15 protein-coding genes are annotated in these 15,667 nt (G+C 65.6%); 6 read left to right on the top strand and 9 right to left on the bottom strand.

All coding sequences use genetic code 11. The features are described from left to right. Positions 1–33: 33 nt before the first annotated feature. Together ACVIIW_RS18960 and ACVIIW_RS18955 are read right to left on the bottom strand one after the other, a co-directional pair. Positions 34–801, bottom strand: coding sequence for a tRNA1(Val) (adenine(37)-N6)-methyltransferase (locus tag ACVIIW_RS18960; protein WP_456702108.1), 768 nt, complete (start codon positions 799–801; stop codon positions 34–36). After that, positions 794–1,021, bottom strand: a complete 228-nt coding sequence (locus tag ACVIIW_RS18955) for a putative signal transducing protein (protein ID WP_092227450.1) — start codon at positions 1,019–1,021, stop codon at positions 794–796. Before ACVIIW_RS18955 ends, ACVIIW_RS18960 begins: the two co-directional genes overlap by 8 nt. A gap of 131 nt (positions 1,022–1,152) precedes the next feature. On the opposite strand from ACVIIW_RS18955, the gene ACVIIW_RS18950 reads away from it, so the two are divergent. From ACVIIW_RS18950 to ACVIIW_RS18930, 5 genes are all read left to right on the top strand, one after another. Next, entirely contained in the window at positions 1,153–2,160 is a 1,008-nt protein-coding gene (locus ACVIIW_RS18950; protein ID WP_456702107.1) for a polyprenyl synthetase family protein, read from the top strand. A 365-nt stretch (positions 2,161–2,525) separates the two neighbouring features. Next, entirely contained in the window at positions 2,526–3,041 is a 516-nt protein-coding gene (locus ACVIIW_RS18945) for a winged helix-turn-helix transcriptional regulator (RefSeq protein ID WP_456702106.1), read from the top strand. 1 nt (position 3,042) lies between these two features. Beyond that, on the top strand, positions 3,043–4,305 hold the full coding sequence (gene fabF / locus ACVIIW_RS18940; protein ID WP_456702105.1) for a beta-ketoacyl-ACP synthase II: 1,263 nt from the start codon (positions 3,043–3,045) through the stop codon (positions 4,303–4,305). A gap of 43 nt (positions 4,306–4,348) precedes the next feature. After that, the gene (locus tag ACVIIW_RS18935) at positions 4,349–4,981 is read left to right on the top strand and encodes a LysE family translocator (protein WP_456702104.1); all 633 of its coding nucleotides are present in this window, start codon (positions 4,349–4,351) and stop codon (positions 4,979–4,981) included. Continuing rightward, positions 4,974–5,846, top strand: coding sequence for an alpha/beta fold hydrolase (locus tag ACVIIW_RS18930; protein WP_456702103.1), 873 nt, complete (start codon positions 4,974–4,976; stop codon positions 5,844–5,846). Before ACVIIW_RS18935 ends, ACVIIW_RS18930 begins: the two co-directional genes overlap by 8 nt. Here the strand turns inward: ACVIIW_RS18930 and ACVIIW_RS18925 are convergent. From ACVIIW_RS18925 to ACVIIW_RS18915, 3 genes are all read right to left on the bottom strand, one after another. Continuing rightward, a complete protein-coding gene (locus tag ACVIIW_RS18925) occupies positions 5,843–6,727 on the bottom strand; it encodes a 4-(cytidine 5'-diphospho)-2-C-methyl-D-erythritol kinase (protein WP_456702102.1) in 885 nt (294 codons plus the stop codon). The genes ACVIIW_RS18930 and ACVIIW_RS18925 overlap by 4 nt on opposite strands. Before the next feature lie 38 nt (positions 6,728–6,765). Then, positions 6,766–8,562 carry a tetratricopeptide repeat protein gene (locus ACVIIW_RS18920; protein ID WP_456702101.1) on the bottom strand — a complete coding sequence of 599 codons (1,797 nt, stop codon included), beginning with the start codon at positions 8,560–8,562 and terminating at the stop codon, positions 6,766–6,768. A gap of 327 nt (positions 8,563–8,889) precedes the next feature. Continuing rightward, positions 8,890–10,551: an electron transfer flavoprotein-ubiquinone oxidoreductase gene (locus ACVIIW_RS18915; RefSeq protein WP_456702100.1), complete on the bottom strand. Its 1,662-nt coding sequence runs from the start codon at positions 10,549–10,551 to the stop codon at positions 8,890–8,892. 136 nt (positions 10,552–10,687) lie between these two features. Between ACVIIW_RS18915 and ACVIIW_RS18910 the strand changes: the two genes are divergently transcribed. Further along, positions 10,688–11,491: a uracil-DNA glycosylase gene (locus ACVIIW_RS18910; protein ID WP_456702099.1), complete on the top strand. Its 804-nt coding sequence runs from the start codon at positions 10,688–10,690 to the stop codon at positions 11,489–11,491. A gap of 13 nt (positions 11,492–11,504) precedes the next feature. Here ACVIIW_RS18910 and ACVIIW_RS18905 read toward each other — a convergent pair whose 3' ends face one another. From ACVIIW_RS18905 to ACVIIW_RS18890, 4 genes are all read right to left on the bottom strand, one after another. Next, positions 11,505–13,013, bottom strand: a complete 1,509-nt coding sequence (locus ACVIIW_RS18905; protein ID WP_456702098.1) for a glycosyltransferase family 39 protein — start codon at positions 13,011–13,013, stop codon at positions 11,505–11,507. Between the two features lie 99 nt (positions 13,014–13,112). Then, positions 13,113–13,907: a ribonuclease HII gene (locus tag ACVIIW_RS18900; RefSeq protein ID WP_456702097.1), complete on the bottom strand. Its 795-nt coding sequence runs from the start codon at positions 13,905–13,907 to the stop codon at positions 13,113–13,115. 77 nt (positions 13,908–13,984) lie between these two features. After that, positions 13,985–14,440 carry a VOC family protein gene (locus ACVIIW_RS18895; protein ID WP_456702096.1) on the bottom strand — a complete coding sequence of 152 codons (456 nt, stop codon included), beginning with the start codon at positions 14,438–14,440 and terminating at the stop codon, positions 13,985–13,987. A gap of 21 nt (positions 14,441–14,461) precedes the next feature. Beyond that, positions 14,462–15,625, bottom strand: a complete 1,164-nt coding sequence (locus ACVIIW_RS18890; RefSeq protein ID WP_456702095.1) for a PA0069 family radical SAM protein — start codon at positions 15,623–15,625, stop codon at positions 14,462–14,464. Positions 15,626–15,667 lie beyond the last annotated feature (42 nt).

Genomic DNA, 15,667 nt, shown 5'->3' with positions numbered 1-15,667 from the left:
AACAGCAGTCGGAATCGCTTCCCCAGTAAGCCGTCACGGCTCCGCCAGCGGCAAGACCGCTTTTCCCTCGAGAATATCCCTCACCTCTTTTTTGGGCACGTGTGACTCGTTATTGAGCATGAGGCCCGGCAGCAATCGCGTCGGCGCGCGGCCGCCCTTGACGGCACGCACCAGCACGCGGATCGCAGGCCGTGCCGCTTCGCCATGAACCGGCAGAATCGACAGGCTGCCAAAACCGCGTGACAGCGCTGCCAAAACGTCTGCGATTCCATCCGCTCGCCAGATCAGCGTCAGCGCACCGTTCGACCGGAGGACGCGCCGCGCTGAATGCACCCAGGCATGCAACGTCTCCTCGGTTGCGACATGCGCGGTGTGACGCGCCTGATGCGGCGAACCGCGATGCCTGATGGCATCGTTGAAGGGCGGGTTCATCAACACGCAATCGGCACTATCAGGCACGAGCCCATGTGCCGCAAACGGCTGCGCGTCATCAGTGACGTCGAGCACGATCACGTCAGCGGTAATCGCATTCGCGGCTGCATTGGCGCGTGCGAGCTCTGCCAATTCCGCATCGATCTCCACCAGGCAAAGATTGAGGCCGGCCACGCGGCGGGCCAGCGCCAGGCCGGCGGTGCCGACGCCTGCCCCGAAATCGACCACCCGATCCCCCTCACGGGCTGCCGTCGCGGCCGCAAGCAGGATCGCATCGTGCCCTGCGCGGTGGCCGGATCGCTTCTGCTTGAGGCGCAGCTGTCCGCCGAGAAAGGCGTCCTCGGTGAGATCTGTGACGACGTCAATCATCGCCGCGCAGTTCGTGGCTGAGCCCGGCCTCGGTCAGGAGTTGCCGGGCTTCGCTGGCGTCGTCCTCGTGGACCAGGATTCGCCGCGGCAGGACGCCGAGCGAGCCCTCGATGATGCTCATGTTCTGGTCCAGCACCAGATGGTGGATGTTGGCGCCGTCGAGCAGCGCACCGATCGCCGACACCAGCACGATATCATTGGTCCGAACCAGTTCACGCAAACGAGCCTCCTGGGCTGAAAGGGGTTGAGCGGCAGAAGTCAATGGTTCCACAGGCCCTTGCCGCATCCCCGTCCAGTTTCTATTGTCTTTCCATCAGAATAGCCCCTCCGGGGCAAATATTGGAGACCGGCGTGGCCGTCATCGTACCTTTCGAAACCCCCGGCGCGTCGATCGAAGAGCTGGTTACCCTTGTCGCCGGTGACATGGAGCGCGTCAACGCCACGATCCTGTCGCGGACCGGGTCAGATGTGACCATGATCCCGGAGGTCGCCAACCATCTGATCTCCTCGGGCGGCAAGCGGCTGCGGCCGATGCTGACACTCGCCATGGCCAACCTCGCCGGCTACACCGGCGACGGTCACATCAAGCTCGCTGCCTCGGTCGAGTTCATGCACACTGCCACGCTGCTCCACGACGACGTCGTCGACGAGAGCGAAATGCGCCGCGGCAAGCTCTCGGCACGCATGCTCTGGGGCAACGAGGCCAGCGTACTGGTCGGCGACTTCCTGCTCGGACAAGCCTTCCGCATGATGGTCGAGGTCGGCTCGCTGCGCGCGCTCGACATCCTCTCCGCAGCCGCCGCCACCATCGCCGAGGGCGAGGTGATGCAGCTCGCCGCCGCCAAGAACACTGCAACCACCGAGGACGAATATCTCGCCGTGATCCGCGGCAAGACCGCCGAGCTGTTCGCCGCGGCCTGCGAAGTCGGCCCCGTGATTGCCAACCGCCCGAAGGCGGAGCAGACGGCCTGCCGCTCCGTCGGCATGAATCTCGGCATCGCCTTCCAGCTCGTCGACGACGTGCTCGATTACGGCGGCAAGAGCGCAAAACTCGGCAAGAACACCGGCGACGATTTCCGCGAGGGCAAGATCACCCTTCCCGTCGTGCTCGCCTTCCGACGTGGCAATGACACCGAACGCGCGTTCTGGATCAAGGCGCTGGAGCGCGGCGAAATCGGCGACAGCGATCTCGACCACGCCATCGGCCTGATGAACAAGCACCGCGCTCTCGAGGACACGCTCAGCCGCGCGCAGCACTACGGCGCCATGGCGGTCGATGCGCTGGCGCTGTTCCCGTCCTCGCCGATGAAGAGCGCGCTGGAGCAGGTGGTGGCGTTCTGCCTGGCACGATCGCATTAGGCTTTCGCGCTTAGGCGCGACTGCCGGCGAGACACTCCGTGTCGTCTCGGCGTTCGCCGGGAGGACGCCGTTGAGATAGGCGCGACGGCATCAGCACCGTCATTGCGAGTTAGCACCGGCCGAAGGCCGACCCGCGCTTGATGTAAGGGCCCGAAAGACTCTGGATTGCTTCCTGCGCTCGCAATGGCGGCGTATGTCGCGCACAATCGCTCACGAGCGTGCATCTGAAACCGCAGCCGCCGCTCTGATCGGAGCAGCGGCTCTCGCCGGAGCAACAGCCTCATAGTCGCGGCCCTTTCAACCCACACCCGTCCGCTGCCCTGCAGTAACTTGCTTTTTGCAAGCCACTCCCCTACCTTTCCCTGATGCAACCTAAGTCCCCCTCGATCCTGGAATGCCCGGTCGGCCGTGCCGTGGAGACGGTTGGCGAGTGGTGGAGTATCCTGATCCTGCGGGATGCGTTTCAGGGTTCGACGCGGTTCGACGAGTTCGAGCGCAATCTCTCGATCGCGCCGAACATCCTGTCACGGCGCCTGGCCCATCTCACCAAAACAGGCATGTTCGTCCGCCGCCGCTATCACGAGCGGCCGCCACGCTACGAATATGTGCTGACGGACAAGGCGCGGGATTTCTTCCCCGTCATCGCCACGCTGCTCGCCTGGGGCAACAAGCACCTCGCGCCGAAGGGCGAATCCATCCTGCTGGCGAACCGGGACGATCGTCGGCCGCTCGATCCGATCGTGGTCGACGCCGCCGACAGGCAACCGATCACGCTCGCCAATGCGGTGGTGATCGCAGGGCCTGGCGCGAGCCGCCTGATGCGGCGTCGGCTCACCTCGCTCAAAGCCATGAACCCGGCGGTCGCGCCGGCTGGAGACTGACATGCGTCGTATCGTCGTCACGGGAATGGGCGCGGTGTCGCCGCTCGGCTGTGGTGTGGAGACATCCTGGCGCCGGCTGCTTGCCGGACAGAGCGGACTGCGTCCCCTGCCCCAATGGTCGGAGGCGCTGCCGGCGCGCATTGCCGGACTCGTGCCCGACAAGGCAGAGGATGCTGACGGCGGCTTCGACGCAGCGCAAGCCGCCACGCCGAAAGATCAGCGCAAGATGGACCGCTTCATCCTGTTCGCATTGCTCGCCACCGCAGAAGCCGTCGCGCAAGCTCAATGGGCGCCGCAGGATACGACATCGCTGGAACGGACCGCGACGATCATCGGCTCCGGCGTCGGCGGGTTTCCGGCCATGGCGGAGGCCGTGCGCATCACCGGGCAGCGCGGCCCGCGCCGGCTGTCGCCGTTCACGATTCCCTCGTTCCTCGCCAACCTCGCGGCCGGCCATGTCTCGATCAGATACGGCTACAGGGGCGCGCTGGGGACGCCTGTTACGGCGTGTGCCGCCGGCGTGCAGGCAATCGGCGATGCCGCGCGCATCATCCGCGCGGGTGAGGCCGATGTCGCGATCTGCGGCGGCGCAGAAGCCTGCATCGATATCGTTAGTCTCGGCGGCTTCGCGGCGGCACGTGCGCTGTCGAGCGCGTTCAACGACACTCCCGCGCGCGCCTCGCGCCCGTTCGATCGCGATCGCGACGGCTTTGTCATGGGCGAAGGCGCCGGCATTCTGGTGATCGAGGAGCTGGAACATGCGGTTGCCCGCGGCGCCACGCCGATCGCGGAGATCGTCGGATATGGCACCACCGCGGACGCCTATCACATGACGTCGGGCCCACCTGATGGCCACGGCGCCCGCCGCGCCATGGAGATCGCACTGCGCCAGGCGCAGCTCGCACCTTCCGATTTGCAGCACCTCAACGCGCATGCGACCTCGACGCCGGCCGGCGATGAGAGCGAACTCGGCGCCATCGGTGCGCTGTTCGGCCGCAACCGCAGCATCGCCGTCAGCGCGACCAAATCGGCTACCGGCCATCTGCTCGGCGCGGCCGGTGGGCTCGAAGCGATCTTCACCGTGCTGGCCTTGCGCGACCAGATCGCGCCGCCGACGCTCAATTTCGAGGACCCGGATCCTGGCGCCGACGGCATCGACATCGTGGCCGGCAGCGCGCGACCGACGCCGATGCAGCATGCGATCTCGAACGGGTTCGGCTTCGGCGGGGTGAACGCCAGCGCGATCTTCCGCCGCATAGGCTAGCGGGCAGGCTTGCAATCACGCTGGCCATTGCTACGACAGCAGGATGAGCGATACGAACTTTTGGCTATTCCTGGGCGCCGCCCTCGTCATTGCCGCCACTCCCGGGCCCGGCATCTTCTACGTCACGGCACGAACCTTGTCGGAAGGCCGCACGAGCGGCTTTGCCTCGACAGCGGGGACCGCGCTCGGCGGGCTGGTTCATGTCGTCGCCGGCAGCCTCGGCATCTCCGCGATCATCCTGGCCAGCGCCGAGCTGTTTACCGCCCTCAAATTCGTCGGCGCGCTCTATCTGGTCTGGCTCGGCATCAAGACCTTTCGCGGCGCCGGCCGAATGCTGCCGCTCGAGAGCGAGCCCGTCGGCGACACCAGGGCCTTCCGCGACGGCATGCTCGTCGAGGCGCTGAACCCGAAAACCGCGGCGTTCTTTCTGGCCTTCATTCCGCAATTCCTGGATCCCGCGGGAGCGAGTCCCACGCTGCAATTCATCATGCTCGGCGCCATCTCGGTGACGCTGAACACGCTCGCCGATGTCATCCTGGTGCTCATGGCATCGGCGACCCGCACGCGATTGATCGGACGGCCGCTTCTGATGCGTCGTCTCACCCAAGGCTCCGGCGTCTTCATTGCAGGCCTTGGCCTGTGTCTTGCGGTGGCGCGGAGACCGGCGAATGGCTGACACCCCGCAAAGCCGCTTCTACGAATCCCACGGCCTCCGCCTGCATTATGCCGATTGGGCCAACGTGGAGGCACCGCCGCTGATCCTGATCCATGGCGGCCGGGATCATTGCCGGAGTTGGGACGCCATTGCCCGCTCGCTGCAGCCGAATTTTCATGTGATCGCACCTGACCTGCGCGGCCACGGCGATTCCGACTGGACCAAAGGCGGCAGCTACGCGCTGACTGAGTATGTTTACGATCTCGCCCAGCTCGTCCGCAGCATCGCGGCCCCCCAGGTGACGCTCATCGGCCACTCGATGGGCGGCATGGTGAGCCTGATCTTCTCTGGGGCATTCCCCGAACTGGTCTCCAAGCTCGTCGTGCTCGACGGTGTGACGATGCTGCCGGATTCACCCAAGCCGCCGGCGCATGAACGCATCGGCAGATGGGTCGGCCAGCTCGACAGGGTGCACGACCGCACACCGCGCCGCTATGCGACCCTCGCGGACGCGGCGGCGCAGATGGTCTTGCACAACAAGCGCCTCGGCCGCGAGCTCGCGCTTCACCTCGCAACGCACGGCGCGCGGCAGAATGACGACGGCACCTATAGCTGGAAGTTCGACCCCTACCAGCGCGTCTCCGCACCGCACCGGCTCTGGCCGGACGACCATGTCGCGCTGTGGTCGCGCATCGCCTGCCCGACGCTGCTGCTCAATGCCGGCGAAAGCTTTCTCGCCGGAGCAAAGGGCCTGGAGCAGTATTTCCAGCACGCCCGCATCGCAACCATCGCCGGTGCCGGACACTGGCTGCAGCATGACAAGCCGGATGAGGTGCTGGGCGAGATCAGGCGGTTTCTCGGGCTTTCGGAGGAAAGCGGCGCCTAGCTCAGCGTCCCCGCATGCACCCACCAGCCGAGGTGGTCGCGCCGAATCCTCTCGGCGGCGGCCTGTGCATCACCGAGCACGCCATAAATCGCAAAGCACGTCGCGCCGGAGCCGGACATGCGCGCGAGCTTGACGCCAGCGGAGTCGCGCAAACTTTCCAGCACCGTCCCGATCACAGGTTCGATCCGCAGCGCAGGGGCTTCGAGATCATTGGCGACGGTTTCGAGAACATCGACCCAATCGGTGATCGATCCGCCCGCCTCCGGCCACGCCGGAGCTTCAAGCACATCGGTCGCGCCGACCAGCAATTCGCCGTTGCGCAGGCCCAACTCCTTGAACACGTCCTTGGTCGCGACCGGCACGCGCGGATTGACCATCACGCACGGCATGCTCGGCAGCGCCAGCGGCAGCAATTGCTCGCCGACGCCGGTCATGTCGCAGGCCCGCGACAGCAGACACACCGGCACGTCGGCGCCGGTCGCAAGCGCGACCTTCTGGAGCCTGGGATCATCGAGCGGCAGATCGTTGAGGCGCGCCAGCAGGCGCAGCGCCGCTGCAGCGTCGGCCGAACCGCCACCGATGCCGGCTGCAACCGGCAACACCTTGTCGAGCGCGAAAGCGCCGAGCTTCAAATTCGGCACAGCATCGGCCAGCAGCTTGGCGGCCTTGAGCACGAGATTGTCAGCTGTCTCGCCGCAGGCTGCCGCGAGCGGTCCCGTGGTCGCAAGCCGGAGCTCACCGCCCGGATCCAGCGTGAGCCGGTCGGCACAATCGGCAAACGCAACCACGCTTTCGAGATCATGATAGCCGTCGGCGCGACGGCCGACTACGCGAAGGCTCAGATTGACCTTCGCGCGCCCTTCTTCAACCAACGCCGGCATCGGCGATACGCCCCCAGTTACCCGTCCAGTGACTTCGATCAACCGCCCTTGCCGTCGTCTTTCTTCTTGTCCGCCTGCGCGGCCGAAGAGTTCGAGGTCTCCTCGGTCATGCCATTGGCGATCTTGGCCTCGATCTTCGGCAGCTCCTCCGGCTCCGGCTTGAGATCGCGGGCATGTGCCCACTGGAATTTGGCCTCGAGCGTGCGGCCGACGCGCCAATAGGCATCGCCGAGATGGTCGTTGATGGTGGGATCCTCGGGCTTCAGGTCGATGGCGCGCTCGAGGTTCTTCACCGCCTCTTCGTAGTTGCCGATGCGGTAATAGGCCCAGCCGAGAGAGTCGACGATGTAGCCGTCGTCTGGACGCTGCTCGACGGCACGCTTGATCATCTTCATGCCTTCATCGAGATTCACCCCCTGGTCGATCCAGGAATAGCCGAGATAATTCAGGACATGCGGCTGGTCGGGTTGCAGCTCGAGCGCCTTCTTCATGTCGGCTTCCGCCTTACTCCATTCCTTGGAGCGCTCCTCGCAAATACCGCGATAGTAATACCAGACGCTGTTGGCCTTGTCGTTGCCGGCGGGCAGCACGTCGATGCCTTGCGAATAGGTCGCCCCGCAGTCGGCGAACTTCTTGCGGCCGCGTTCGAGATTGCCAAGCGCCATGATGGCTTCGAGGTCCTTGGAATCCTCTGATATCACACCCTTGAGGATCTTGATCGCCTCGTCGGTTCGGTCAGCGGAATCCAGGTCGATGGCGAGCTGGATCTGCGCATTGCGCTTCAAGGGCGAGCTCGACGGCACGCGCTCATAGATCTTGATCGCCATCTGCGGCCGCTTCACCGATTCGTAGAGGTCGGCGAGCGAGAGCAGGGCCAGCGGATGCGTCGGCTGGAGGTAGAGCGCGAGCTGGAGATAGACCAGCGCCAGATCTTCGCCGCCGCGGCGGGTCAGCGTGGCGCCGATGCCGTAGAGCGCCTCGGCCGCACCGGCCTGCGCGGAATCGACCAGCGGCGGCAGCTTCTTGCCGGCCTTGGTCTCGCGCAGACCTTCAACGATCAGCGGATGACGGGCGAGCTTCTTGTCGAAAGCCTCATAGACAGCTGTCGCGGAAGCCGCGTCCTTGTTGCGCGAGAGCCAGCGCGCATAAGCTTCACTGACGCGCAGCATGGAATCGTCGAGCTTGTAGGCGCGCTCGAAGCGGACGCCTGCCTCTTTCTCCTTGCCGGCATTCTCGAGGATCATGCCCGCGTGCAGGTCCTTGAACAGCGGATACCATTCCGGACCAGTCAGCTTGTCGATGGACGCAACTGCGCCCTTGGCATCGCCCGCGCCATAGGCGGCCCAGCCGGACAGCAGGGTCGCGACGAGATCGGTGATCGGCCCGCGAATCGACTGGTTGATGTTGCTCTGCGCGCTCGGATATTTCTTCAGCTTCAAATCATGCACGCCGACCACGAGGCGCGCGACGCGATTGGTCTTGTCGACGGTGAGGATGCGCTCGGCGAGCTTGACCGCTTCCTCGATGTCGCCATCGTCGACCGACGAGATGAAGGCGCGATCGAGCAGCTCGTTGTTCTTGGGATCGGACCGCAGTGCCGAGCGGTAGAAGGCGGCGGCGGAGGCCGCGTCGCGCTCGACGCTGGCGTGGCGAGCGGCGAGATAGCTGCCGGCCGTGGTGAGCGACTTCAGATCGTTTCGGGTCGGAAACTGTGCCGCCGTGTCGGCCGGATGATCCGGCGTCTGCGCCAGCACCGCGCCTGGGACCGCCAACATCGCGGAACCCGCAAGGGCGATGGCAGCAGCAGTCCAGCGGTTGAAGCGATTTGAAAACATCAGGGCTCGCCTTGAGTTGGTAGTGCCTGGGTTTGAAGCGAAAGGCCGTCTCGCGCGCACGCGGCCGGCGACACGGGACCCGGAACCGTCGGGTCCGGACAATGCCGCTTTTGGCGCTTCACCGCAAGGATTCGGACCGGGCGATCCCCTCCGCACGCCCCAAATCGGCCAAGTCACCTTTCAAGTCACCGTTGAAGTGACCTCGAGAGAGCCCCAAGACGCCGCCACTATGGCCTTATCGTGGCCGGGGGCCCCCGTGACGCCCCCGTTCTCACGCGAACGTGCGCTACATCGCCCTCCGGACCTGTTTGGCCGCTGGGCGCGTCCTTACATCGCCTCGTAGTTCGGTCCGCCGCCGCCCTCCGGAGGGACCCAGGTGATGTTGCCGTTGGGGTCCTTCACGTCGCAGGTTTTGCAATGGACGCAGTTCTGCGCGTTGATCTGGTAGCGCGGGCTCCCGCCGTCCTCGACCCATTCGTAGACTCCGGCCGGGCAATAGCGATTCGACGGACCGGCGAACACATCATGCTCGGAGGTCTTCTGCAGGTTCATGTCCGTCACCTTCAGATGGACCGGCTGGTCCTCCTCGTGATTGGTGTTGGAGAGGAACACCGAGGAGAGCTTGTCGAAGGAGATCTTGCCATCCGGCTTCGGGTAGTTCTTCGGCGCATGCTGTTTGGCCGGATCGAGCGTGGCGCGATCGGGCTTCACGTGCGACTGGGTGCCGAACAGCGAGGTGCCGAACAGCGTGTTGAACCACATGTCGAAACCGCCGAGCGCAACGCCGAGCACGGTGCCGAACTTCGACCAGAGCGGCTTGACGTTGCGGACCAGGAACAGGTCCCTGCCGACCGACGAGGAACGCCAGGCGTTCTCGTAATCGATGATCTCGTCGTTGGCGCGATCAGCCGCGAGCGCGGCTGCGACATGCTCGGCAGCCAACATGCCGGTGCCCATCGCATTGTGCACGCCTTTGATGCGCGGCACGTTGACGAAGCCGGCCGCGCAGCCAACCAGCGCGCCGCCGGGGAAGGTCAGCTTCGGCACCGACTGATAACCGCCTTCGGTGATGGCACGCGCGCCGTAAGCGAGGCGCTTGGCGCCTTCGAAGGTACCGCGGATCGACGGGTGCGTCTTGAAGCGCTGGAACTCGTCGAACGGCGACAGATACGGATCGTCGTAGTTCAGATGCACGACGAAGCCGACGGCGACCAAATTGTCGTCGTAGTGATAGAGGAACGAACCGCCGCCGGTCTTCAGGTCGAGCGGCCAGCCGAACGAATGCTGGATCAAGCCCTTCTGATGCTTGCCGGGATCGATCTGCCAGACCTCCTTGAGGCCAATGCCGAACTTGGGCGGCTCGCTCTTCGCATCGAGCGCGAACTTGGCGATCAGTTGCTTGCTCAGGCTGCCGCGCGCGCCTTCGGCAAACAGCGTGTACTTGCCGAGCAGCTCCATGCCGCGGGTGAACGAGTCCTTTGGCTTGCCGTCGCGGCCGATGCCCATGTCGCCGGTGGCGATGCCCTTCACCGCGCCCTTTTCGTCATAGAGCACTTCGGCTGCGGCAAAGCCCGGATAGATCTCGACACCGAGCGCCTCGGCCTTGCGCGCCAGCCAGCGGCAGACATTGCCGAGCGAGCCGATATAGCAATGATGGTTGTTCATGAGCGGCGGCATCATGAAATTCGGCAGCTTGATCGCACCGCCACCCGTCATCCAATAGAAGCGGTCGTCCTTGACCTGCGTCTTCAGCGGGCAATCCGCATCGTCGCGCCAGTCCGGGATCAGCTTGTCGAGCCCGGCCGGGTCGATCACCGCGCCGGAAAGAATGTGCGCACCGACCTCGGAGCCCTTCTCCACGACGACGACGTTGAGATCGGCATTGATCTGCTTCAGCCGGATCGCGGCCGCCAGACCCGAGGGACCGGCGCCGACGATGACGACGTCGAATTCCATGGATTCGCGCGGGGGAAGTTCTTCGGTGCTCATCTGATCTCAGCCCTTGAGACGGTTCCTTGTCATTTGCGCTCCCTTGTTTCCGATTTTTCCGGGTAGGACAACCACGGAAATGCGTTCCGCTGGGATGCAAGGCGTCCTAAGATGAACTAATAGTCTGACTTTCCCAATGATCCCCGAGCCCGCACCCACCGTCCGAGAGCTTCTTGCCTTCTACCTGGAGGCCGGTGTCGACTGCGCGCTCGCAGAGCAGCCGATCGACCGCCTGGCGGAATTAGATGCCCCGCCGCCCGCTCCTCGCGCTGCGCCGGCCGAGCCTCCGCGAGCTGTCGCCGCGCCTGTGGTGATGCGCGGCGAGGCCGCACCGGCGCCCGACGTCGCGATCTCCGCTGCGCGCGAGGCTGCCCGCGGCGCGCCGACTCTCGAGGCGCTGCGCGAACTGATGCAGGGGTTCGAGGGCTGCGCGCTCAAACACACGGCGACGCGGCTGGTGTTCGCCGACGGCAATCCGCAAGCGCGCATCATGTTCGTCGGCGAGGCACCGGGCCGGGACGAGGACATCGAGGGACTGCCCTTCGTCGGGCGCAGCGGCAAACTGCTCGATTTGATGATCGGCGCCATCGGCCTCAACCGCAGCACGGCCTACATCACCAATGTCATCCCCTGGCGGCCGCCCGGCAACCGCACGCCGACCCCGCAGGAGACGCAAATCTGCCTGCCCTTCATCCGGCGTCATATCGAGCTGGTGAATCCCGACGTGCTGGTGACGCTCGGCAATCCCTCGACGCAGACGCTGCTGTCGACGCGCGAAGGCATCATGCGTACGCGCGGGCGCTGGTTCGAGTACGACACGGGCACACGCACCATCCGGGCGCTGCCGACGTTTCATCCGGCCTATCTGCTGCGCTCGCCGTCCTACAAGCGCCTCGCCTGGCAGGATCTGCGGGCAATCGCCAAGGCGCTGGCGGGCTAGCAAGCGCTCGTACTCACGTCGCCTTCGGCCGCACAATGGCCCAGCCGATGCGCAGCAATTGCTGGCGTCCGGTGACAAGCCATTCGAAAGCCCGCGGCACTTCGGGCACGATGCCGGGGAAGCGCGCGAGGATGTCGGGCGGCGGGGTGCCGGCGGTGTCGGACGCGCGCCAGACCACGACGCCGCCACTCTCGTTGAACTTTGCCTGTGACATCCACGGCGTACGCGCGGGATCAGCATCGATGAAGAGATGCGGCCGGCCGGAATGCAGCGCGATCAGGCTTGCAAGCTGCGTGTCGCCGGCCACCGCGCGCAGGCGATGGTTGGTCCGGCGGGCAAAGCTGTCGTCGAAGAAGTCGGAGATCGCACGGGCCGGCATCGAGGTCGCGATCTCGCCAGTGCCGCTCCAGGGCAGCAACAGCACGGCCAGTACGACGCCGACAGCGGGTGCCACGACGGCCGCCGCCCACACCGTGCGCAGCATACGAGCGCGGCGCATCGCGATGAGATCGCCCGATACCACGACCGTCGCGAGACCCGACATGATCAACACGATACCGGCGCCGCCGACGACGGCATCGAGCCCGAACAGGCCGGCGAGCAGGACGCCGCCGAGCGCCGGCGCCAGCGCAAAGAAATAGACGAAGTGGCGGGCCAGCGGCTCGACCGGCGGCCGGTAGATGATCGGCGCGTCCTCGCACTTGCCGGCGAACAGGGGGGTGTTGAGGAAGGTCAGCACCGGGACTGCGATGGCGCCGAGCACGAGGCCGCCAAGCAGCCAGGCGGCATGGTTCGCACGGGCGCCGATGTCGGCCACTTGCGGCAAGGCTGGCAGCACAAGGGTCTCGGCGCGCATCAGCCAGACCGCATAGGGTAGCGCCAGCACGGCGACGACGATGACCGCAAACAGCGGATCGAGCGCGCGCAAGGTCCGGCGACCGCCGGCGGTCGCGAGTGCGAATACGACGAGCAACCCGAGCAGGAAGACCGCGGCCGGCGTGGTCAGGAGCAGCAGGCCGGCCTCGATCGACCAGGCGAACCAGGCATTGCCGCGGCGCTGGCCGATGATCTGCCAGGAATGCAGCAGCAACAGCGCCCACAACGGCCGGGCCAGCACCAAAGGTCCGAAGTCGAGCGCCGACGAGGAAAAGACCAGCAGCGTCATGGTCAGAAGAACGACGAGCACCGCCTGCTGGCCGCCGACGACGGCGCGTGCCAGGTGGTAGAGCGCGATGAAGGTGGCGATCTCGCAGATCTCGGCCAGGACGTAGACGCCGAACATATGGCCCCCGGCGGCCCGGTAGGCGATGTCGGCGAGCCAGATTGACAGCGGCGGCCCCAGATCGGTGCCGACCTGGTATTCCCTGCCGAAGGCCAGCAGGGTCGCGAGGCTGCCCGGCGGGCTGCGATAGAACAGCAGCGCCACCAGCAACCACATCGCGGCTTGAAGCAGCACGGCAATCCAGACGATCAGCCGCGGCCGGGCGCGAATGAGCTCGATGACCAGGGAGGTAAACCGCATGCAACGCCCGCAAGATGCAGCCAACCCGTCCAGCCGGCCCTATTCGCTCACACCTGTTTTGATAAAGGGCGACACGCGTCGTGGCAACGACCGTCTGGTCTAGAGGCCCGCGGTCGCATCGATTTCAACTGTCGTCTGGACCTGCACCTCGATCGCGGTGACATCGAACAGTTCCCGCTCGGGCAAGACTGTCCAGGGCATGTGCTTGGCGCGTGCGGCGGCGACCGGGGCGAAGAAGCTGCGGTGGTGAACGGTCGGTCCGAGGCGGTTCAGCGCGTCGAGATGTTCGGGGACCCCGTAGCCCTTGTGCTGCTCGAAGCCATAGCCGGGGCAATCCTGCGCCAGCGCGCACATTAACCGGTCACGCGTCACCTTGGCGACGATGGAAGCGGCCGCAATCGAAAGTACGATGCCGTCGCCGCCGATCACGGCTTCGCAGTCGCAGGGCGTGTCGAGCCGGTCGCGGCCATCGACGAAGACGTGCTTCGGCGCCTCTGGTAGAGCAACCACCGCGCGCTTCAGCGCCCAGAGCGAGGCACGCAGGATGTTGTCGCGGTCGATGCGCGCGGGCGAAGCCACGGCGACCGAGACTTGCGCGGTGGCGCAGATCTTGTCGAACAGCTTTTCGCGCTCTTCCACAGTCAATCGCTTGGAATCGTCGATGCCACGCGGGATGCGGTCGGGATCGAGAATCACGGCGGCCGCCACCACGGGACCGGCGAGCGGCCCGCGGCCGGCCTCGTCGCAGCCCGCGATCGGCCAGACGCCGCGCTTGATCAGCGCGCGCTCGCGGCGGAAGCTGGCTTTGGCAGGCAGCGCCTTGGCCGCCTTTTGGGCAACCGCGTTCTGCGGCGCATCTTTGGCCGGCGTCTTACTGGACTTGTCCCGAATCATGGCCGGGATCGTGCGCAAGCCGGCCCGCCCGCGCAACCGGGAACCCCAGACAATTCCCGTTATTCAGATGAACCGCCCTACTCGGTCAGATGCACGCGCCTGTCGTCGCCGACCTCGATGCCGGGCGCCACGACGACCTCCCAGGGATGGCCATCGGGATCGGCAAAATACCCGGAATAGCCGCCATAATCGGTCTCGTGCGCAGCCTTCAGCAAGACCGCGCCCGTCCGAAGCGCAAACGCCAGCACGGCATCGACCTCCTCGCGCGAGGCGCAGTTCCAGGCGAGCGTGATGCCGCGGAACGTCGTCGGCCTCGGCTGGTCCGGCAGTCTGGCGTCATCGGCGAGCTGGGCCCACGGAAACAGGCCGAGCACCGGGCCGCCGGTGTCGAAGAACGCCACGGCCTCGCCTGTTACCTTCAGCCGGCGCGAAAAACCGAGTGCGGCGTAGAAGGCGATGCTGGCGCGGATGTCACGCACACCAAGCGTGATCACCGTCAGTCGCGGCACGGGTGCCGGCAGTTCCTTGCTCATCACACACCTCGCTCGTCCCGCTCAGAACAGGCTGAGCTGCTCGCCGTTCAACTTCGGCCGCGCAAAATGATCCGTGGTCAGCTTCGAGCGGCGCTTGTTGAGCCCGAGCCGGTCGCAGGCGATCTCGAAGCGGCGGCCGATGGTCCAGGCCATCGGGCCGGTCCCCTTCATGCGCTCGCCCCATTTCGAATCGTAGTCGCGGCCGCCGCGCATGTCGCGGATCAACGTGAAGACGTGGCGATAGCGGTCCGGATAATTCGCCATCAGCCATTCGCGGAAGAGATCGCGCACCTCGAGCGGCAGCCGCAGCAGCACGTAGGAGGCTTCCTTGACGCCGGCATGCGTGGCGGCATCGAGAATGCGCTCGATCTCGGAATCGTTCAGCGCGGGGATCACGGGCGCGACCATCACGGTGGTGGGAATGCCGGCCTCCGAAAGCTGCTTCAGCGCCTCTAGCCGCTTCGGCGGCGTCGAGGCCCTTGGCTCCATGGTGCGCGCCAACTTCGGATCGAGCGAGGTCACCGAGATTGCGACCTTGGCCAGGTTGCGCTTGGCCATGCGGGCGAGAATGTCGATGTCGCGTGTGACCAGCGCAGATTTGGTGACGATGCCGACGGGATGGCCGGTGCGCTCCAGCACTTCGAGAATCCCGCGCATGATTTTGCGCTCGCGCTCGATCGGCTGATACGGATCGGTGTTGGTGCCGATCGCGATCATCCGCGGCTCGTAGCCTGAGGCCGCGAGTTCCTTCTCGAGCAGAACTGGCGCCTCCGGCTTGGCAAACAGCTTTGACTCGAAGTCGAGCCCCGCCGACAGGCCGAGATAGGCATGCGTCGGCCGCGCGAAGCAATAGACGCAGCCGTGCTCGCAACCACGGTAGGGATTGATCGAACGGTCGAAGCCGATGTCGGGAGAATCGTTGCGGGTGATCACCTTGCGCGAGGTGTCCACCGCGACCGTGGTCTTGAACGGCGGCAACTCTTCCAGGCTCTGCCAGCCATCGTCGAAGGCGACGCGGGCCTCGGCCTCGTAGCGGCCGCTGGCGTTGGACTGCGCGCCCCGCCCGCGCCTGCGCACGCGATCGATGGCGACGCCGAGCTCGGGGAAATCGGAAGGCGCACCCGCCGGCTCGGAGGGCGCCGTGACCGGCGGGTGCTTGAGAGCAGAAGAAGATGCTGGACTCATGCCATCAAGATAGCACGAAAAAGGAACAAATCAAGAACAAGA

Source organism: Bradyrhizobium sp. USDA 4449, assembly GCF_054056275.1.
This window is presented reverse-complemented; position numbering and strand designations above follow the sequence as displayed.

What these genes read in the sequence shown, in the direction of transcription:
- ACVIIW_RS18960 (WP_456702108.1), bottom strand. Translation starts at nt 801, where the DNA reads ATGATTGACGTCGTCACAGATCTCACCGAGGACGCCTTTCTCGGCGGA.
- ACVIIW_RS18945 (WP_456702106.1), top strand. Translation starts at nt 2,526, where the DNA reads ATGCAACCTAAGTCCCCCTCGATCCTGGAATGCCCGGTCGGCCGTGCC.
- fabF (WP_456702105.1), top strand. Translation starts at nt 3,043, where the DNA reads ATGCGTCGTATCGTCGTCACGGGAATGGGCGCGGTGTCGCCGCTCGGC.
- ACVIIW_RS18935 (WP_456702104.1), top strand. Translation starts at nt 4,349, where the DNA reads ATGAGCGATACGAACTTTTGGCTATTCCTGGGCGCCGCCCTCGTCATT.
- ACVIIW_RS18930 (WP_456702103.1), top strand. Translation starts at nt 4,974, where the DNA reads ATGGCTGACACCCCGCAAAGCCGCTTCTACGAATCCCACGGCCTCCGC.
- ACVIIW_RS18925 (WP_456702102.1), bottom strand. Translation starts at nt 6,727, where the DNA reads ATGCCGGCGTTGGTTGAAGAAGGGCGCGCGAAGGTCAATCTGAGCCTT.
- ACVIIW_RS18920 (WP_456702101.1), bottom strand. Translation starts at nt 8,562, where the DNA reads ATGTTTTCAAATCGCTTCAACCGCTGGACTGCTGCTGCCATCGCCCTT.
- ACVIIW_RS18915 (WP_456702100.1), bottom strand. Translation starts at nt 10,551, where the DNA reads ATGAGCACCGAAGAACTTCCCCCGCGCGAATCCATGGAATTCGACGTC.
- ACVIIW_RS18910 (WP_456702099.1), top strand. Translation starts at nt 10,688, where the DNA reads ATGATCCCCGAGCCCGCACCCACCGTCCGAGAGCTTCTTGCCTTCTAC.
- ACVIIW_RS18905 (WP_456702098.1), bottom strand. Translation starts at nt 13,013, where the DNA reads ATGCGGTTTACCTCCCTGGTCATCGAGCTCATTCGCGCCCGGCCGCGG.
- ACVIIW_RS18900 (WP_456702097.1), bottom strand. Translation starts at nt 13,907, where the DNA reads ATGATTCGGGACAAGTCCAGTAAGACGCCGGCCAAAGATGCGCCGCAG.
- ACVIIW_RS18895 (WP_456702096.1), bottom strand. Translation starts at nt 14,440, where the DNA reads ATGAGCAAGGAACTGCCGGCACCCGTGCCGCGACTGACGGTGATCACG.
- ACVIIW_RS18890 (WP_456702095.1), bottom strand. Translation starts at nt 15,625, where the DNA reads ATGAGTCCAGCATCTTCTTCTGCTCTCAAGCACCCGCCGGTCACGGCG.